Here is a 16,427-nt window from a genome sequence, read left to right as displayed (position 1 = left end):
AAAATAAGGGATAAGAAAACCCAAAGCTCTCTGTTTTATCGGTTCAACCCACCGTTTCTGCAATCTTTTATGGGACGATGTTTTATGATTCCTCTGTTACAATTTTGATAACCATGGAACTGGATTCTGCGGTTTTCCCCTGTGTCGGATTTCCAGATAGACTCCGGGTTCGTTCTGCCCCCCTGACTGACCGCTGAGTGCCAGTTCCTCTCCGGCCAGAACTGTCTCACCTTCTTTCTTCAGTAGCCATTGGTTGTGTGCGTACAGCGACAGGTAGTGATTACCATGGTCTACAATAATCAGCTGACCGTAACCTCTTAGCCAGTTAGAAAAAATGACAGTGCCGTCGTGTATGGCATTGACTTTGGTTCCGGCTTTTACCGAAATAAGAATCCCCTTCCAGCGAATTCGAGTATCTGGTCGCTGCTGGTTGAAACCGTACAAAACCCGACCTTTAACCGGCCAGGAAAGTTTTCCCCTGGACTGCTGAATAGGAGAACTGGCTGGTTTTCTGGCAGCCAGTTGGGCCAGAAGTGCCTGCAGCTGTTGCTTTTGTCGATTGAGGGAGTCCAGCTCCCGGTCATTGCTTTTGAATTGATCATTGATTCTGGAAATTAACTGCTTCCGGTCATTTCTGGATTTAATCAACCGGTCCTGTTTTTGGGTAAGGTCCGCTTGCTGTTTTTCCAGTCTGTCGTTCAGAGCCTGCTGCTGTTGTCTGTTGTCTTCTATGTCGGTCAGCGTTTTCTCGAAAGCTTCGATAGCCTCCAGCTGAGCTTTCTGAAGATGCTTCAGGTAGGTCAGGTGTCTGGATACTTCTTCCGGATCTTCCTGATTCAATAGTAACTTCAGCCGATTGTCGCGGCTGGCAAAATAAATGGAGCGTACACTGTTGGCGATGCGACTTTTTTCTTTATTTTTCTGCGCCGTCAGAGCCTGCTGACGGCTTTCGAGCTTTTTTATGTCGGCTTGCCCCTGCTCAAGAGCTTTTTCTATTTTACGAATAGAGTTTTGCAGCTGGCTTATTTCTGTTTCGGTAGATTGCAAGTGCCTCTCGGCAGATGAGCGTTCGTTGTTGAGCTTGTCCAGCAGCTTTTTCAGATGTTTAATGTCCCCGTTGATCGCCTCCAGCTGAGTCTGGGGTGATTCTTTTTCCACGGATTCTGCGTGGGCCGTTCCGCTGTTCATAAAATTGAACAGAGTCAGGACTACGGCGAACATCAGGTTTGCAGCCGTGATTCTCATACTCAAATGCCATTGATTTTTTTAGTAGATGTTTCAGTATGCCCTGAATGATCGGGCTTTCACATACTTATATGCAGGTTGCTTCCGATTTGTTTTCCGCTCCCTGTAACGTGTTATGCTGTTTCAAAAGCAGAAAGACGGCATAACCCATCTGGGAATACTGTGCAGGTAAACGACGATTTTATGAGATTTACTTTTCTCGGAACCTCGGCAGGGTCTCCTACCGCAGACAGAAATGTGACCGCAATGGCCCTGGCTCTGGATGAAAGTCGAGACTGGTATCTGGTTGATTGTGGTGAAGGAACTCAGCAGCGACTGTTGATAAAGAGCCCTCAGCAGATAGAAAGCCCTCAGCGAACAAAGAACCGTTACACGCTGTCCAATCTTGCAGGTATTTTCATTACCCACGTTCATGGTGACCATATTTTTGGATTGCCAGGCTTGATCACCAGTGCCAGTATGCAGGGCAGGAGAGCCCCCTTAACAATCTGTGCACCAGAAGGCGTGGAAAGTTTTGTCAGACACTCACTCAAATGTGCTGCCGTTCGCAATATGCCCTTTGAACTGAATTTTATTCGCAGTGATCAATCGGGTTTTCACTTTCAGGATAAGAATTTTAAAGTGACTTCCCATGAGCTGTCCCATCGCGTTCCCAGCTATGCCTATCGCTTCGCAGAGAAGCCTGTTATTCAATCAATGGATCAGGACAAACTGGAAGCGTTGGGCGTGCCAAGGGGAGCGCTTTGGGGTGCATTGCAAAATGGCAATAGTGTCACCTCACCGGATGGCAGGGTTATTCATCCTCGAGATGTAAGGCAGCCGCCCCGGCCAGGCAGGGTGGCTATTATTGGTGGGGATAATGACCAGCCTGATCTGCTGATAGACGCCATGAAAGGTGTTGATGTGCTGGTGCATGAAGCCACCTTTACGGAACCTGTTCTGAAAAAAGTCGGACCCCAATATATGCACAGTACCGCCAGAATGGTGGGTGAAGCAGCGGAAAAAGGTGGAGTCAGTCATATCATCCTGACTCACATCAGTGGTCGTTATCGAAAACATGCGTCTGACTTTGCCTCATCGGTTGAAGCACTCAGAAGCGAAGCTCAATCGGTTTTCAGTGGGCAGATTGAGTTGGCTGAAGATTTTGCCTGTTGGGCTTTGGACAGGGAAAGAAAACTGACTCGAATGGAATAACGCGGAAGAGCTTTATAGCACCTCTCCCGCTTATCGGTCTCAGTGATTAGCCTGACGGAGTGAGTGCATAACCCTCAGGGCCCCAGCCGCTATCAATTGATCAGTCTCCTGCTTGTTGATGTAGGAGTAAGTCAGCCCCCATTCCTTAAAGCGTTCTCTGAATAAGGCATTGACAAAATCAATCTCGTTGATTTCGGCGTACTCTCCCAGAAAGTAAACATGGGGCGGATTGGATTTTCCCTTTTCTTCCGCTTTGGCGATCATGCCTGCAGCACGTTTCTGGATCTCTCTCAGAGTGGGTTCCATGGTGGCTTTCATATGGTCAACATACCACTCTTTAAGAGCTACTGGCGCTTCTGAATCCTGTAGTCTGAGTAACAGGATTCTATGGCCCAGCTCATTTTTTCTCTTGCGTTGGGAATAGCGGTCAAAGAACTCAGAGGTTGATGCCTCTGAATCAATATTTTGCTTCAGATAGAAGTAGGCAGCGATCTTGTCTGCTTGCAGTTTCAGCTCTTCCATACAGGTTTTTGTTCCTTCAAGACAAGCATATGCATCTGAAGTAATCTCCTGGAACTGTTGGTCAGACTTGTATTCTTCCCATCGTTTCATCTTTGCCCGACATGTCTGTAAATTGTCTTTGCAATCTGTTTCGGTATTGATAAAAAACTCGTCACTGGCGAAGGCGCCAATGCTGTGAACGCTGCCACTGGGAATGGATTTGGGGGGCTTGCGTGGCTTGGGAACCCTCATTACTGGCATCTTGAAACTATCTCTGAAATCCTCTTTGCTATCTCTATAGAACATTTTCATATCAACGGTTTTTAAGGTTCCCTGCTCCATGGAGCACACCAGATCGTAGGTGGTTTTAAAAACGAACAGCTCATCTTCAGCGTTCATCAGTTTCATAGCTTCCCCGATCAATGCGGTATCGCGGGTAGTCCTGATGTCTGTCAGAGCTATTCCGCTATCCTGAAAGGTTTCCTTAATGGCAGTTTCTGCCTGTTTCTGAATGTCGATAACATCTTGTGGGTTAAAGAAGATGTGTAGAACATCTCCTTCTTTGGCCGTGGCGGCATCAAGGCCAGCCACTGCATAGAGGAACGAAGCGGGTGTTTTTGCAGGATTTATCCCCTTTTGGGCCAATACCGGCTTTTGCTCTGCAAGCATTTCCCGGGCCATTTTTCTGGCCACAGCCACGGCGTTTCGGGAGGGGTCATAATCACCGCTCTTCATGTCGGTGCGGGTTCGTTTGGAAGCAATGTTCCCAACATGATCCAGATACGCTTCGTCGATACTCATGTCCCGCTTGATCGAGACCAGAACTCTGGGTTTGTCATTGTCCAGACGCTGAACCAGATACATTTCGGCACGGGAATTCAAGCTCCAGAGTACATAGACCAGCTCTTCCTGAGCCTGGAGGATGGCACTGAAGCTTATGGAAAACAGGGCCACGAACAGAATAGGTACTTTTCTGATAATCATGAATTACTCCTTACAAATTCATAAAGACTCAAAGTTTAGACAGGAATTTCAGGCTTTTAGTTCCTTTGTTGTCGATATTCTTGTTTTATCAATACCTATGGTGTTAAGTCTGAAGTCGGGCAGGTTCGTGGTACAACCCATCGGGGGGGGTAGTGAACAAAAGCATTAAGACTCAGATTATGGGCTCTGGACAGGGAAAGAAAACTGACTCAAATGGAATAACGCGGAAGGGCGTTATAGCACCTCTCCCGCTTATCGGGCTCAGCGATTAGCCTGACGGAGTGAGTCGATAATCCTCAGAGCTCCAGCCGCTATCAATTGATCAGTCTCCTGCTTGTTGATGTAAGAGTACTTCAGCCCCAAATTCTCAAGGAACTCTCTGAACAAGGCATTGACAAAATCAATCTCGATGATTTCGGCGTACTCCCCAAGAAAGTAGACATTGGGCGGATTGGATATTCCCTTTTCTGCCGCTTTGGCAATCATGTTTGCAGCGCGTTTCTTTATCTGTCTCAGAGTGGGTATCATGTTGTCTTTCATTTGAGCAACATACCACATTTTGAGAGCTGTTGGCGCTTTTGCATCCTGCAGTCTGAGCATCAGGATTTTGTAGCCCAGCTCATTATTTCTCTTGCGTTGCGAATAGCGGTCAAAGAACTCAGTGTCTGACGCCTCTGGATCAATTTGTTGTTTCAGATACTGGCGGCTTAGTATCAGTCGCTGTTCTATCAGACAGGCCTTTAAATCGGCGTCGCAGGCAGATAATTCTGAATCCATCTCCCGGTACTGTTGGAGAGAGATAGATTCTTCTGATTGTGCCAGTTTCTCTTTCCATTGTGTCTGCTTTGCCTTACATGCCGTATAAGTGTCTTCGCAATATGTTGTTTCGGCATTGGCAAAAAACTCGTCACTGGCGAAGGCCCCGATACTGTGAACGCTGCCACTTGGAAGGGGCAGTTTGGCAGCGATCATTGGCATGCTAAGGGTTTTAGCGGCACGCTCTATGTCATCCCTGTACAGCATTTTCATATCAACGGTTTTTAACTCGCCCTGTTCCATAGAACACAACACATCGTGGGTGGTTTTAAAAACGAACAGCTCATCTTCTGCGTTCATCAGTTTCATAGCTTCCCCGATCAATGCGGTATGGTGGGTAGTCCTGATGTCTGTCAGAGCTATTCCGCTACTCCGAAAGGTTTCCTTAATGGCTTTTTCTGCATGTTCCTGAACGACGATAACATCCTGTGGGTCATAGAAGACCTGCAGTAAATCTCCTTCTTTGGACGTGGCGGCATCAAAGCCAGCCACAGCATAGAGGAGCGAAGCGGGTGTTTTTGCAGGGTCTATCCCCTTTAGGGCCAATACCGGCTTCTGCTGTGCAAGCATTTCCCGAGCCATTTTTCTGGCCACAGCCACAGCGTTTCTAGAGGGGTCATAATTACCGCTCTCCATGTCGCTGCGGGTTCGTTTGGAAGCAATGTTTCCATCATGGTCCAGATACGCATCGTCGATGCTCATGTCCCGCTTGATCGAGACCAGAATTCTGGGTTTGTCATTGTCCAGACGCTGAACCAGATACATTTCGGCACGGGAATCCAGGCTCCAGAGTACATAGACCAGCTCTTCCTGAGCCTGGAGGATGGCACTGAAGCTTATGGAAAACAGGGCCACGAACAAAATAGGCACTTTCCTGATAATCATGAGTTACTCCTTATAAAATTGTTAAAGACTCGAAGATTGGACAGGAGTTTCAGGCTTTTAGTTCCGCTGTTGTCGACATTCTTGTTTTATGGTTTTAAGTCTTAAGTCGGGCAGGTTCGTGGTACAATGGCTTCCTTTCGCCGTAAGAATACTGAAAAGGCAGGCTTGTGGCGTCAGCTTGAGCGATGTGAATCGCTTACACCTGTTTCACCCAAAGTGAATAATTCAATGTCCGAATATACAAGTGTCGAAGAGCGCGTAAGTGGATGACTGTGCAGAATTCGTTTCAGCCGTTAGCCAGTTTTCCTACGGCCTGATAACACTCATCATTACTGTTTTCCATTTCCCAAATATCCAGAGCATTTTGCATTCCGAGCCATACATCTACAGAGGTACCCAGAGCAATAGCCAACCGCTTGGCCATATCCTTGCTGCATGGTATTCGTTCGTTCACGAAAGCGGATAAGTGCTTTCTGGAAACATTCAGAACTTTTGCCGCTTCTGCGACCGAAAAATTCAAAGGCTCAAGCACATCCATTTTTACAATCTGACCGGGATGGGTCGGCTTTCTGCTTCTGATTCTCTTAGACATAATTTTTTCCTCAGTGGTACTGCTCATAATCAACTCTGATTGCATCCTGCCCTTCAAACTCAAAGGTGATGCACCAGGGCCCGTTTACATGGACCAAGCGATTAAGACTCAGATTATGGGCTTTGGACAGGGAAAGAAAACTGACTCGAATGGAATAACGCGGAAGAGCTTTATAGCACCTCTCCCGCTTATCGGGCTCAGTGATTAGCCTGACGGAGTGAGTCGATAACCCTCAGAGCTCCAGCCACTATCAATTGATCAGTCTCCTGCTTGTTGATGTAAGAGTAGGTCAGCCCCCACGCCTTAAGGTGCTCTGTGATGATGACATTGACAAAATCAGTCTCGATGATTTCGGCGTGCTCCCCCAGAAAGTAGACATTGGGCGGATTGGATTTTCCCTTTTCTGCCGCTCTGGCAATCATGCTTGCAGCACGTTTCTTTATCTGTCTCAGAGTGGGGTGCATGCAGTCTCTCATTTGAGCAGCATACCACTGTCTGAGAGTTATTGGCGCTTCTTCTGCATCCAGCAGTCTGAGCAACAGGATTTTGTGGCCCAGCTCATTATTTCTCTTGCGTTGCGAATAACGGTCAAAGAATTCAGTGTCTGACGCCTCTGGATCAATGTGTTGTTTCAGATACTGGCGGCTTGGCATCAGTTCCACTTCTCTCAGACAGGTCTCTAAATCGGCTTTGCAGGCAGATAATTCTGAATTCATCTCTCGATACTCTTGGAGAGAGATAGATTCTTCCAGTTGTGCCAGTTTCTCTTTCCATTGTGTCCTCTTTGCCTTACATGCCGTTAAAGTGCCTTTGCACCTTGTTTCGGTATTGGCAAAAAAATCGTCACTGGCGTAGGCTCCGATGCTGTGAACGCCGCCACTGGGAACGGGTTTGGGAATCATCATTGGCGTGCCAGGGGTTTCAGCGGCACGCTTCAAGTCATCACTGTACAGCATTTTCATATCGAGGGCTTTTAACTCGCCCTGCTCCATAGAACAGACCACATCGTAGGTGGTTTTAAAAACGAACAGCTCATCTTCTGCGTTCATCAGTTTCATAGCTTCCCCGATCAATGCGGTATGGTGGGTAGTCCTGATGTCTGTCAGAGCTATTCCGCTACTTTGAAAGGTTTCCTTAATGGCTTTTTCTGCATGTTCCTGAACGACGATAGCATCCTGTGGGTCATAGAAGATGTGTCGTAGATCTCCTTCTTTGGCCGTGACGGCATCAAAGCCAGCCACTGCATAGAGGAACGAAATGGGTGTTTTTGCAGGATCTATCCCCTTTTGGGCCAATACCGACTTCTGCTCTGCAAGCATTTCCCGGGCCATTTTTCTGGCCACAGCCACAGCGTTTCGGGAGGGGTCATAATCCCCCCTCATCATGTCGGTGCGGCTTCGTTTGTAAGCAATGTTCCCAACATGGTCCAGATACGCATCGTCGATGTACATGTCCCGCTTGATCGAGACCAGAACTCTGGGTTTTTCATTGTCCAGACGCTGAACCAGATACATTTCGGCACGGGAATCCAGGCTCCAGAGTACATAGACCAGCTCTTCCTGAGCCTGGAGGATGGCACTAAAGCTTATGGATAACACGGCCACGAACAAAATAAGCATTTTCCTGATAATCATGAGTTACTCCTTATAAAATTGTTAAAGACTGAAGATTTGACAGGAGTTTCAGGCTTTTAGTTCCGCTGTTGTCGACATTCTTGTTTTATGGTTTTAAGTCTTAAGTCGGGCAGGTTCGTGGTACAATGGCTTCCTTTCGCCGTAAGAATACTGAAAAGGCAGGCTTGTGGCGTCAGCTTGAGCGATGTGAATCGCTTACACCTGTTTCACCCAAAGTGAATAATTCAATGTCCGAATATACAAGTGTCGAAGAGCGCGTAAGCTATGGTATTGGCCGTCAAATGGGCGACCAGCTGGCCAGCAATCCTGTTGAAGGTCTGTCCATCGATGCCGTTCTGGCCGGTCTGGCTGACTCCCTGAATGGGGCTCCAAGTGCCGTTGAGCATTCTGCTCTGCAGGAAGCGTTCAATGAAATGCATCAGCGCATCCAGGCCAGGGAAGCCGAGAAAGCCAAGGAGCTGTCTGCTGAGGGTGAAAAGTTCCTGGCTGAAAATGCCAAGCGTGAGGAGGTTACTGTTACTGAATCAGGCCTGCAGTACGAAGTGCTGGTAGCCGGTGATGAGAATGGCGAAAAGCCGGGACCCAACTCCACTGTTCGCACTCACTACCATGGTACTTTGCTCAACGGTTCTGTGTTTGACAGTTCTGTTGATCGAGGTGAGCCTATCGAATTCCCCGTTAACGGCGTTATTGCAGGCTGGACAGAAGCCCTGCAGCTGATGACCGTCGGCTCCAAATGGAAACTGTTTATTCCATACAATCTGGCTTACGGTGCCCAGGGTGCAGGTGGTGCTATTGGCCCTTATGCAACTCTGGTCTTCGAAGTTGAGCTGCTGGCTGTCTCCTGACAACAGCTCTGGACTGGCAGCGTCCTGCTCCCAGTCCTGTTTTGCCAATATTCTGGAAGCATCAGCCCACCAGCGACTTACCGGTCATCTCTTCAGGTTGCTCGAGACCCATCAGGTCCAGCAGGGTAGGGGCAATGTCAGATAAAATACCGTCTTTCAAGTCAATGGCTTTGGGTCCAAAGTAAACGAGAGGGACCAGCTCGCAGGTGTGGGCTGTGTGAGCCTGACCGGTTTTAGGGTTAACCATCTGCTCAGCGTTACCGTGGTCGGCGGTAATCAGACACTGACCACCGGTTTCATCCAGCGCGGCAATAACTCTGCCAATGGCTTGATCGACGGCTTCCACGGCTTTCACAGCGGCATCAAAAACGCCGGTATGACCCACCATGTCGCAGTTAGCGTAATTGCAGACAATCAGGTCATGCTTGCCGCTCTTGATTTCAGCGACCAGTTTTTCAGTCACTTCCGGAGCGCTCATTTCAGGCTTGAGGTCGTAGGTGGCTACTTTGGGTGAAGCAACCAGAACTCTTTCTTCTCCTTTGTAAGGCTCTTCCCTGCCGCCACTGAAGAAGAAGGTGACGTGGGCATATTTTTCAGTCTCGGCAATACGCAGCTGTGTTTTACCCAGCTTTTCTATGTATTCACCCAAAGTATTAGGGAGTTCTGACGGTGGGTAGGCACAGATCGTATCGATGTTGGCAGCATACTGAGTCAGCATCACGAATCCGGCCATTGCGGGCTGTTTGGAGCGTGGGAAACCGTCAAAATCTTTTTCTACAAAGGCGCGGGTGATTTCACGGGCCCTGTCGGCACGGAAGTTCATGAACAGAACCGCATCACCGTCATTGATGGTGGCCGGGCTTTCACCAAGGGTGGTAGCTTTTACAAATTCGTCGTTCTCATCACGCTCATAAGCCGCATGCAGTCCTTCTACAGCAGTTTTGGCAGAAAAGTCTGCTTTGCCCAGAGTCATCAGGTCATAGGCTTCCCGGACTCGTTCCCAGCGGTTATCACGATCCATTGCGTAATAGCGACCGATCAGGCTGGCCACTCTGCCAATACCTTTTTCCTTCAGGAGAGCGTCGGCTTTTGCCAGAGAAGCTTCGGCGCTGCGTGGTGGCGTATCGCGGCCATCCAGAAATGCGTGAACATAGACTTCTTTGGCGCCTCGTTTGGCAGCCAGTTCCACCATGGCGTTGATATGATCTTCGTGACTGTGAACACCGCCAGGAGATAACAGTCCCATGATGTGAACCGCTTTTCCTGCTGAGACAGCTTTGTCGATAGTGTCTGTAAATGCTTTATTCTCGAAGAAGTCACCGTCCTTAATGGACTTTGTAATACGGGTAAAGTCCTGGTAAACCACCCGACCGGCACCGAGGTTCATGTGGCCGACTTCGCTGTTACCCATCTGACCATCGGGCAGGCCCACATCCATACCGGAGCCTGAGACAAAACTGAAAGGATGCTCCTTCTGGAGTCGGTCCATGACCGGTGTATTGGCAGCCAGGATAGCGTTGGAATCAGGTTCTTTTCGGTAACCGTAACCATCGAGGATGATCAGGGCGGTGGTTTTGCGCTTGTCAGTCATGGATCAAACCTTGGGCATAAAGGCCAAAATGGTGGTCAAAATAGTGTCTTTGAAATACTGCTTTTGCGAACATTGCAGCTATTCTCAGAAACCGGGTTGAGCAGCATTTTTGGCTCAGGACTGTTTTGAGAGGTGAAGGCCATGAATTCTACCTGCTTTACGGCTGGTTTCCAGAGACAGATAGATAGAAATTCACAATTTGCAGAATAGAACAATTGTTTTCGCCAAAGCCTGATTTTCTCTGCTTTCAGAGGGGTGTACACAACCTGTTATGCTGACATTTACTAGCGAGCACTTTTAGTTCACACAGTCGTAACTCTATTTAGCAGCCTGTATACTTGTCGCCTCAAGGAAAATAATTACGAAAACTGGCACGGTTCTCTCCTTAAATAGAGAGACAGTAAGCTGTTTTCCCCTCGTTAAGGCATATTAGTACTGGTTCGGTATGGAACAGATTATTGAATTTATAGGCAACCACCCTCTGCTGGTGGGTTCTCTGGTGGCTTTGGTGTGTGCACTGCTCTTTACCGAGATGCGTAAGGGCGGACAGAGCGTCGGTTCTCAGGAAGTGACTCAGCTGATTAACCACCAGGGGGCTATAGTACTTGACGTCAGGGAAAAAACCGACTTTAGCAAAGGTCATATCGTTGATGCCGTGAGCATGCCCTATGGCAAAGTGGCTGAGCGTATCGGCGAGCTGAACAAACACAAAGACAAGCCGATTGTTATCGTCGATGCCATGGGGCAGCATGCTGGTACCGTTGGCAAGCAATTGAAAGACGCCGGGTTTGAGCAGGTTGTCCGACTGAAAGGTGGTATTGGCACCTGGACGGCCGATAGTCTCCCTCTGGTTAAGAAGTAGATTAACAGAGAATGATTCACTCCCGGATAGACGAGTGAATCATTGTCAGCAACAATGGAAAACAGATGGCTCAGGTTACCCTTTATATTTCTGCTTATTGCCCCTTTTGCCATCAGGCGCTCAGGCTGCTGGACAGCAAAGGGGTCAGCTACCAGACTATCAGCGTCGACGGTAAGCCCGATGTCCGTCAGGAAATGACACGCAAGGCAGGTGCGCGCACAGTTCCCCAGATATGGATCGGAGACACCCACGTGGGGGGTTGTGATGACCTGTATGCTCTGGAATCTGCTGGCAGACTGGACGACTTGCTGAAGTAAAATGGACTCGTATCCTGAAGCTTCATGGGATCGAGCCCGTTTTTGAAAGTAGCTGGTTACCAGACTTGATACTGGTATTTTTATCCCCACTAATAAGTGGGAAGCGAATTTAGAACCGATGTTTTTAAGGAAAAGATAATGGCTGAGAATCAGCAGCAAGATCAGGCGCAGTTTGCGCTGCAGCGTATTTACGTAAAGGACCTGTCCTTTGAATCGCCAAAGTCTCCGGAAATGTTTCAGGCGCAGTGGCAGCCAGAAGTTAAGCTGGATCTGAACACCACTAACCGTCTGCTGCACGATGACATGTATGAAGTCGTGCTGTCTCTGACCATTACTGTCCAGAACGGCACTGAAGAAGAGAAAGAAACGGCTTTCCTGGCTGAAGTTCAGCAGGCGGGAGTTTTCCTCATCAAAGGATTGGGTGATGAGGAATTGCACCGCACTCTGGGTGCTTTCTGCCCGAACATTCTGTTTCCATACGCACGTGAAGCCATTGATAACCTGGTTCTGCGTGGCAGCTTCCCTCCGCTGATGCTGGCACCTGTCAATTTTGACGCCCTCTACCTGCAGGCGCGTGAACAGCAGGAAGCTACCGTTAACTGACGGACTGATAGCTTATAAATAGATAGCTCATAAATAGATAGCTCATAAATAGATAGCTCATAAATAGAGTGTGCCGGGCGTTGACCGGCACACTCTTCTCTCACTCACCCCCAATAAATTCCAGCTGCTTCCAGGCCTCGTAAACCATAACGGCCACAGTATTGGATAAGTTCAGGCTTCTGCTTCCAGGCAACATTGGTAAACGCAGTACCTGATCCTTTGGCAGGCTATTCAAAATATCGGCTGGCAGGCCTCTGGTTTCCGGGCCGAACATCAAGGCATCTCCGGGTTCAAAGGCATGTTTCGAGTAGCGGGTGGTACCTTTGGTGCTCAAAGCCAGAACTCTTTTGGGTTTCACTGTTTGAAGAAAGTCCTGATAGTGATCATGAATCTGCAAATTGGCGTACTCATGGTAATCCAGCCCGGCCCTTTTCAGACGCTGATCATCAAGATCAAAACCCAAAGGCCTGATCAGATGCAGGCGAAAACCTGTATTGGCACAGAGTCGGATGATATTCCCTGTATTGGGAGGAATTTCTGGCTGGTAGAGAACGATATCAAGCATGCTGGAGGGAACTGATTCAGTACATCGAGGTGGAATTATAAGGCTTTTAGCTTGGGTTGTGAGTGAATCTATACCCATCACTACATCTTTAAAGGCGATGGATACAGAAACGGTTGTTAACCTTTCAGACAGAAGCCTGAGCCAGACCTGAGATCAGAACCATGGTTAACAGGAGAGCAACAATGTTACAGCTGCGTCCGACGCTACATTGTTTTTCATCGCAGCGGCATTGGTCGTAAGGTGACAGATTCATCTTCAGAAGCCTCTTTAAATTTCCTGAGGGTTTGCTGATACACGCTTCGAATACTGCTCTGCCTTGGAAGCTACACAATTTAATACTAGTAAAGCTTGTCAGGGCCGAAAGAAAATTTCTTGCCCCAATAAATCTGTCGGGATAATACTATTTTTTCAGGGGTTTTTCAGGATTATCTTGATGGCTGTTGCTTTTCTGGCGTGTTCGATGAAATGTATGCTCAATCCATCTCACCTCACCCCGGAGGAAGTGCGGACTTAGGTTTCATCTTTCGAAGCGTAATATTCAGCAACCTTTTCATGGGTAGCAGTCAGTGCCTGAAGAGTGCCGCTCCACATCAGATTGGAGACACCTCCCATGGCCGTTGCATAAGCTAACTGGGCAACAAAAACCTTAGGGTTTTTAGCGGCAGTAGCAGCCAGTTGTCTGAAAATCTCCTGATGGGTTTTGCCCAGTATCCGGCCATTGGCGTGGGTTTTGAGAATATTATTGATAAAACCCACTGTTGCACCCACACCAAACTGTGTTGCCCTCATTTCAAAATCACCAAGCTTCCCTTCATCCCGTCGTTTTACCTGCTGCCTGTCCATTGAATCCATCGAAAACATCAGCAGAGCGGAAAGGCAATTGCTTGTAACTCCTCGAAAATGCGATGTTAGCGTTCTTTTGAAGCCTCGTTGCAGAATAGTTTTAGATTCCTGAGCTTTTTTTACATTGCGATCTCTCATCTGCTGTTTAATTTGCATCGCTGCAAAAGGCTGGCTGGCTACTGTCATTAGTGTGGCAGTAGTGCCGTTGACTGCAAAATTAGCTTTACCCTGGGTGTCTTCAGGCAGCTCCATTGTAGAAGACACGCCATAAAGCAATTGCGCAGATACTGTTCGAACCGTATCGGCAATCGCATAACGAGTAACAGTGCGGGCTATGGCTGGAGCCCAGCCGGCCGTAGATAAAGCCGCTGTCAACTTAGGCAGCTGACCGGTTTGCTGTGACTGAACCAGTGGCCTGAGTAAGGAGGAAGTCGCAGGTGTGTTCAATACAGCAGGAAGCAGCATATTGTCTTTAGCAAACTTACTTACGTACAAAGGTAAAGGAGCACCCTTCAACAGGCTTTCAGGAGCCAGCTCTGTTTTTCGGCTTACAAGAGATGTTTCACTGCCTGTTTCTGCGTTACTGGCGTCAGGAAGGTACTTTGACGATTCAATGTCAGCAGAGGGCTTGTTTTCAGGTGAGACAGTACTCAGGCCCGGTTGTTGCTGTGTGGTGGTTAGTGGATCCATTATCGACTCCCTTTAAATAAATCATATTCATTCTGAGTTCCTCGCTGGGAAAAAGTTCATTTTATAGTGTGTTTGCGCTCATCTTCCTCACTTACCGCGAAGGACAATCTCAAGTCCGACAGGCTGCCAGCTGCTTGGTAGCAGAAATCAGATCACCGTAAGCTCGTTTGGCGTCTTGTGCGTTCAACCCAACGAAAGAATAGAAAGCTGAATCGCCAGAATGTAGTAATATGTGTTAATTATTAACACAAATGGTGCGGAGCTATGGCAAGAACAACATCGGTAACATTAGGCCAGCATTACGAAGACTTCATCAATGATCTTATAGAAAAGGGTCGTTTTCAGTCTGTTAGTGAGGCGGTTAGGGCAGCGCTCAGGGTCTTTGAAAAAGAAGAGCAAGAATATGAAGCCAGGTTACAGGTTCTGAAGGACAAAATAGAAGCCGGTCGTAACAGCCCGATTGTAAAAGACTTTGATATGGATCGTTTGCTTGATGAATTAAACGAGAGGCGTGATGTCGGGTAGTTACACTGTTCGCCAGAGAGCAAAAGACGATGTAATGAGCATCTGGTTTTATACAGTGGAGCGCTGGGGGACTGAACAGGCCAACAGGTATCTGCGTAAAATCAGGGACAAGTTTGAATAGCTGGCTGAGAACCCCAGAGCGGGCACACAGAGAAAAGCCGTAGACCCTGAACTGTATGCTACACCGGTAGGGATGCACATCGTTCTTTACGATATTGTTAATAACCAGCCTGACATTGTGGCGGTTATTCACCAGTCTGCAGACATAAAACGCAAACTGCGGGAATAAGAATAAATATTTAACAAAACGACTGCGGATGTTTTTTTGCTTTAACAACTAACATTCAAAAGTCGGCTTCATACAGTTTTTTTATGCCCGAAAAAAGGTGAGTCATGGAAGACATTGCTCACATTCTCAATCTCTCAGGTGGCAAGGATTCAACTGCACTGGCGTCACTGGCAAAGGAACGACTGTAAGCAGGAGCGATTAGTAACGTTCAGCTGTTTTTGCGGATACAGGCAACGAGCATCAGGACACTTACGATTAAGTTGACGACCTGAAAACAAATCTTTATCTAAAAAAATCTGCTCAAAGTTTAAAATATAAATTTATATTGATGAATCCGCTTACATTTGTGCGGGAAGTACCTGTTTTCAAAATCTTTGAATATGAGGTATTGACATGGATCAATATATCTCCAATAGATGTTTTTGTGAGCAATTATTTATGTTAGCCTTATCGGAAAATACGTACATTAGTCAGCCTTGGGCTAACTAAAGCGTGTAGAGAAAATAAGAAGTATCGGTTTCAGGTAAAGTCAGTCATAAGAATAATAAAAAGACAGTGGTTGTTTAGTTCTTTTTGTCATTCTCCATGTCTGCCTTGATGTTCCGAAAGAAGCCTGAAAAGTGGCTTCGAGATCAGGTGTCGGAAAACACCTGAAGCTTTGAAGAAAAATAGACAACGGACTATTTCTAGATATTGGAGAAAGTGATGGAATTTAAAAAAGTAGCTGTGGCTTTAGCACTGTCTGGAGGCCTGGCCTCTTTTGGGCTTCAGGCAGCGCAGGATGGAGAGCTTGAAATAGGCTCAACTGGGTCTACTGGCAACTTCGATATAAATCTATACAATAATGCCCAATCCAGAGTTTTCGGTCTTCAAGATATTGACCTTGATACAGGCGAGAGCACCGAGTCATATAACTTCTGTGTATACAGCAACACCGACTTCGCTAGATTTGAAGTAAGCTCCGCAAATGGAGACTTTAATCTGGCCTCTGGTGGAGGTTCTACTCTTCCCTATACACTTGCGCTTGATGAAATAAGTGGTAGTTCTCCTGCGACTTGGGGAGGAAGCAACTTAGGTAGTGGTGAGGTTTCTACTAAAAACTTTCCCGCAACGGGAAGCGGTGTTGTAGATAATACTACTGCTTGTTCAGCATTTGGTGAGAACGTAACTGTCACAGTGAATGTTGATACTTCTACTGTAGCTGACCCCGGTGCGTACAGTGATCGTGTAACGCTTACCGTAACTGCAATTTAATCCCGAGTAGCCAGCGAAGTTGACTCCGGTATCTTCGCTGGCTCTCCAAAAAAATAAAAAACAGCCGTGAGTAATAGCCCTGAGCCAACCCACGGTAGAAGAATCAGAGCAGTAACAAAAAGGACTTTCCCGGGTCATGACTAGGCGGAAATGCATTGACATTCTATGTATTGCATTGCCCATGGTTTT

Annotated in this window: 16 protein-coding genes; 8 read left to right on the top strand and 8 right to left on the bottom strand. The window is 47.4% G+C overall.

Annotated elements, in window-relative coordinates:
• Nucleotides 1-96 precede the first annotated feature (96 nt).
• Complete coding sequence (locus ACOJUO_RS03285) at nucleotides 97-1,245, bottom strand: murein hydrolase activator EnvC family protein (protein WP_422135324.1); 1,149 nt, start codon at nucleotides 1,243-1,245, stop codon at nucleotides 97-99.
• A 183-nt stretch (nucleotides 1,246-1,428) separates the two neighbouring features.
• Here ACOJUO_RS03285 and ACOJUO_RS03280 point away from each other — a divergent pair, with 183 nt between their 5' ends.
• A complete protein-coding gene (locus tag ACOJUO_RS03280; RefSeq protein WP_422138888.1) occupies nucleotides 1,429-2,439 on the top strand; it encodes an MBL fold metallo-hydrolase in 1,011 nt (336 codons plus the stop codon).
• Nucleotides 2,440-2,478: 39 nt separating this feature from the next.
• On the opposite strand, the gene ACOJUO_RS03275 is transcribed toward ACOJUO_RS03280, so the two are convergent.
• From ACOJUO_RS03275 to ACOJUO_RS03260, 4 genes are all read right to left on the bottom strand, one after another.
• The gene (locus ACOJUO_RS03275; protein WP_422135323.1) at nucleotides 2,479-3,924 is read right to left on the bottom strand and encodes a hypothetical protein; all 1,446 of its coding nucleotides are present in this window, start codon (nucleotides 3,922-3,924) and stop codon (nucleotides 2,479-2,481) included.
• Between the two features lie 261 nt (nucleotides 3,925-4,185).
• Nucleotides 4,186-5,625 (bottom strand): hypothetical protein, encoded by a 1,440-nt coding sequence (locus ACOJUO_RS03270; RefSeq protein ID WP_422135322.1) that lies wholly within the window; start codon nucleotides 5,623-5,625, stop codon nucleotides 4,186-4,188.
• A 286-nt stretch (nucleotides 5,626-5,911) separates the two neighbouring features.
• Nucleotides 5,912-6,217, bottom strand: a complete 306-nt coding sequence (locus tag ACOJUO_RS03265) for a HigA family addiction module antitoxin (protein WP_422138887.1) — start codon at nucleotides 6,215-6,217, stop codon at nucleotides 5,912-5,914.
• A 197-nt stretch (nucleotides 6,218-6,414) separates the two neighbouring features.
• Nucleotides 6,415-7,851: a hypothetical protein gene (locus tag ACOJUO_RS03260; protein WP_422138886.1), complete on the bottom strand. Its 1,437-nt coding sequence runs from the start codon at nucleotides 7,849-7,851 to the stop codon at nucleotides 6,415-6,417.
• Between the two features lie 227 nt (nucleotides 7,852-8,078).
• Between ACOJUO_RS03260 and ACOJUO_RS03255 the strand changes: the two genes are divergently transcribed.
• Nucleotides 8,079-8,699 (top strand): FKBP-type peptidyl-prolyl cis-trans isomerase, encoded by a 621-nt coding sequence (locus ACOJUO_RS03255; protein ID WP_422135319.1) that lies wholly within the window; start codon nucleotides 8,079-8,081, stop codon nucleotides 8,697-8,699.
• Nucleotides 8,700-8,760: 61 nt separating this feature from the next.
• Here ACOJUO_RS03255 and gpmM read toward each other — a convergent pair whose 3' ends face one another.
• The gene (gene gpmM / locus ACOJUO_RS03250) at nucleotides 8,761-10,290 is read right to left on the bottom strand and encodes a 2,3-bisphosphoglycerate-independent phosphoglycerate mutase (RefSeq protein WP_422135318.1); all 1,530 of its coding nucleotides are present in this window, start codon (nucleotides 10,288-10,290) and stop codon (nucleotides 8,761-8,763) included.
• 445 nt (nucleotides 10,291-10,735) lie between these two features.
• On the opposite strand from gpmM, the gene ACOJUO_RS03245 reads away from it, so the two are divergent.
• From ACOJUO_RS03245 to secB, 3 genes are all read left to right on the top strand, one after another.
• The gene (locus ACOJUO_RS03245; RefSeq protein ID WP_422135317.1) at nucleotides 10,736-11,152 is read left to right on the top strand and encodes a rhodanese-like domain-containing protein; all 417 of its coding nucleotides are present in this window, start codon (nucleotides 10,736-10,738) and stop codon (nucleotides 11,150-11,152) included.
• 65 nt (nucleotides 11,153-11,217) lie between these two features.
• The gene (grxC, locus tag ACOJUO_RS03240) at nucleotides 11,218-11,469 is read left to right on the top strand and encodes a glutaredoxin 3 (RefSeq protein WP_422135316.1); all 252 of its coding nucleotides are present in this window, start codon (nucleotides 11,218-11,220) and stop codon (nucleotides 11,467-11,469) included.
• 138 nt (nucleotides 11,470-11,607) lie between these two features.
• Entirely contained in the window at nucleotides 11,608-12,072 is a 465-nt protein-coding gene (secB, locus tag ACOJUO_RS03235; protein WP_422135315.1) for a protein-export chaperone SecB, read from the top strand.
• A gap of 100 nt (nucleotides 12,073-12,172) precedes the next feature.
• Here the strand turns inward: secB and trmL are convergent, their stop codons facing one another.
• Together trmL and ACOJUO_RS03225 are read right to left on the bottom strand one after the other, a co-directional pair.
• A complete protein-coding gene (gene trmL, locus ACOJUO_RS03230) occupies nucleotides 12,173-12,637 on the bottom strand; it encodes a tRNA (uridine(34)/cytosine(34)/5-carboxymethylaminomethyluridine(34)-2'-O)-methyltransferase TrmL (RefSeq protein WP_422138885.1) in 465 nt (154 codons plus the stop codon).
• A gap of 510 nt (nucleotides 12,638-13,147) precedes the next feature.
• Nucleotides 13,148-14,170 (bottom strand): hypothetical protein, encoded by a 1,023-nt coding sequence (locus tag ACOJUO_RS03225; protein WP_422138884.1) that lies wholly within the window; start codon nucleotides 14,168-14,170, stop codon nucleotides 13,148-13,150.
• A 264-nt stretch (nucleotides 14,171-14,434) separates the two neighbouring features.
• Here ACOJUO_RS03225 and ACOJUO_RS03220 point away from each other — a divergent pair, with 264 nt between their 5' ends.
• The 3 genes from ACOJUO_RS03220 to ACOJUO_RS03210 all read left to right on the top strand — a co-directional run bounded on the left by ACOJUO_RS03220 (nucleotide 14,435) and on the right by ACOJUO_RS03210 (nucleotide 16,238).
• On the top strand, nucleotides 14,435-14,695 hold the full coding sequence (locus tag ACOJUO_RS03220) for a type II toxin-antitoxin system ParD family antitoxin (protein ID WP_422138883.1): 261 nt from the start codon (nucleotides 14,435-14,437) through the stop codon (nucleotides 14,693-14,695).
• A gap of 121 nt (nucleotides 14,696-14,816) precedes the next feature.
• Nucleotides 14,817-14,984: a type II toxin-antitoxin system RelE/ParE family toxin gene (locus tag ACOJUO_RS03215; RefSeq protein WP_422140056.1), complete on the top strand. Its 168-nt coding sequence runs from the start codon at nucleotides 14,817-14,819 to the stop codon at nucleotides 14,982-14,984.
• Nucleotides 14,985-15,689: 705 nt separating this feature from the next.
• Nucleotides 15,690-16,238 carry a hypothetical protein gene (locus ACOJUO_RS03210; RefSeq protein ID WP_422138882.1) on the top strand — a complete coding sequence of 183 codons (549 nt, stop codon included), beginning with the start codon at nucleotides 15,690-15,692 and terminating at the stop codon, nucleotides 16,236-16,238.
• Nucleotides 16,239-16,427 lie beyond the last annotated feature (189 nt).

The organism is Endozoicomonas sp. ALC020 (assembly GCF_049275935.1).
Classification (GTDB): domain Bacteria; phylum Pseudomonadota; class Gammaproteobacteria; order Pseudomonadales; family Endozoicomonadaceae; genus Endozoicomonas_A.
This window is presented reverse-complemented; position numbering and strand designations above follow the sequence as displayed.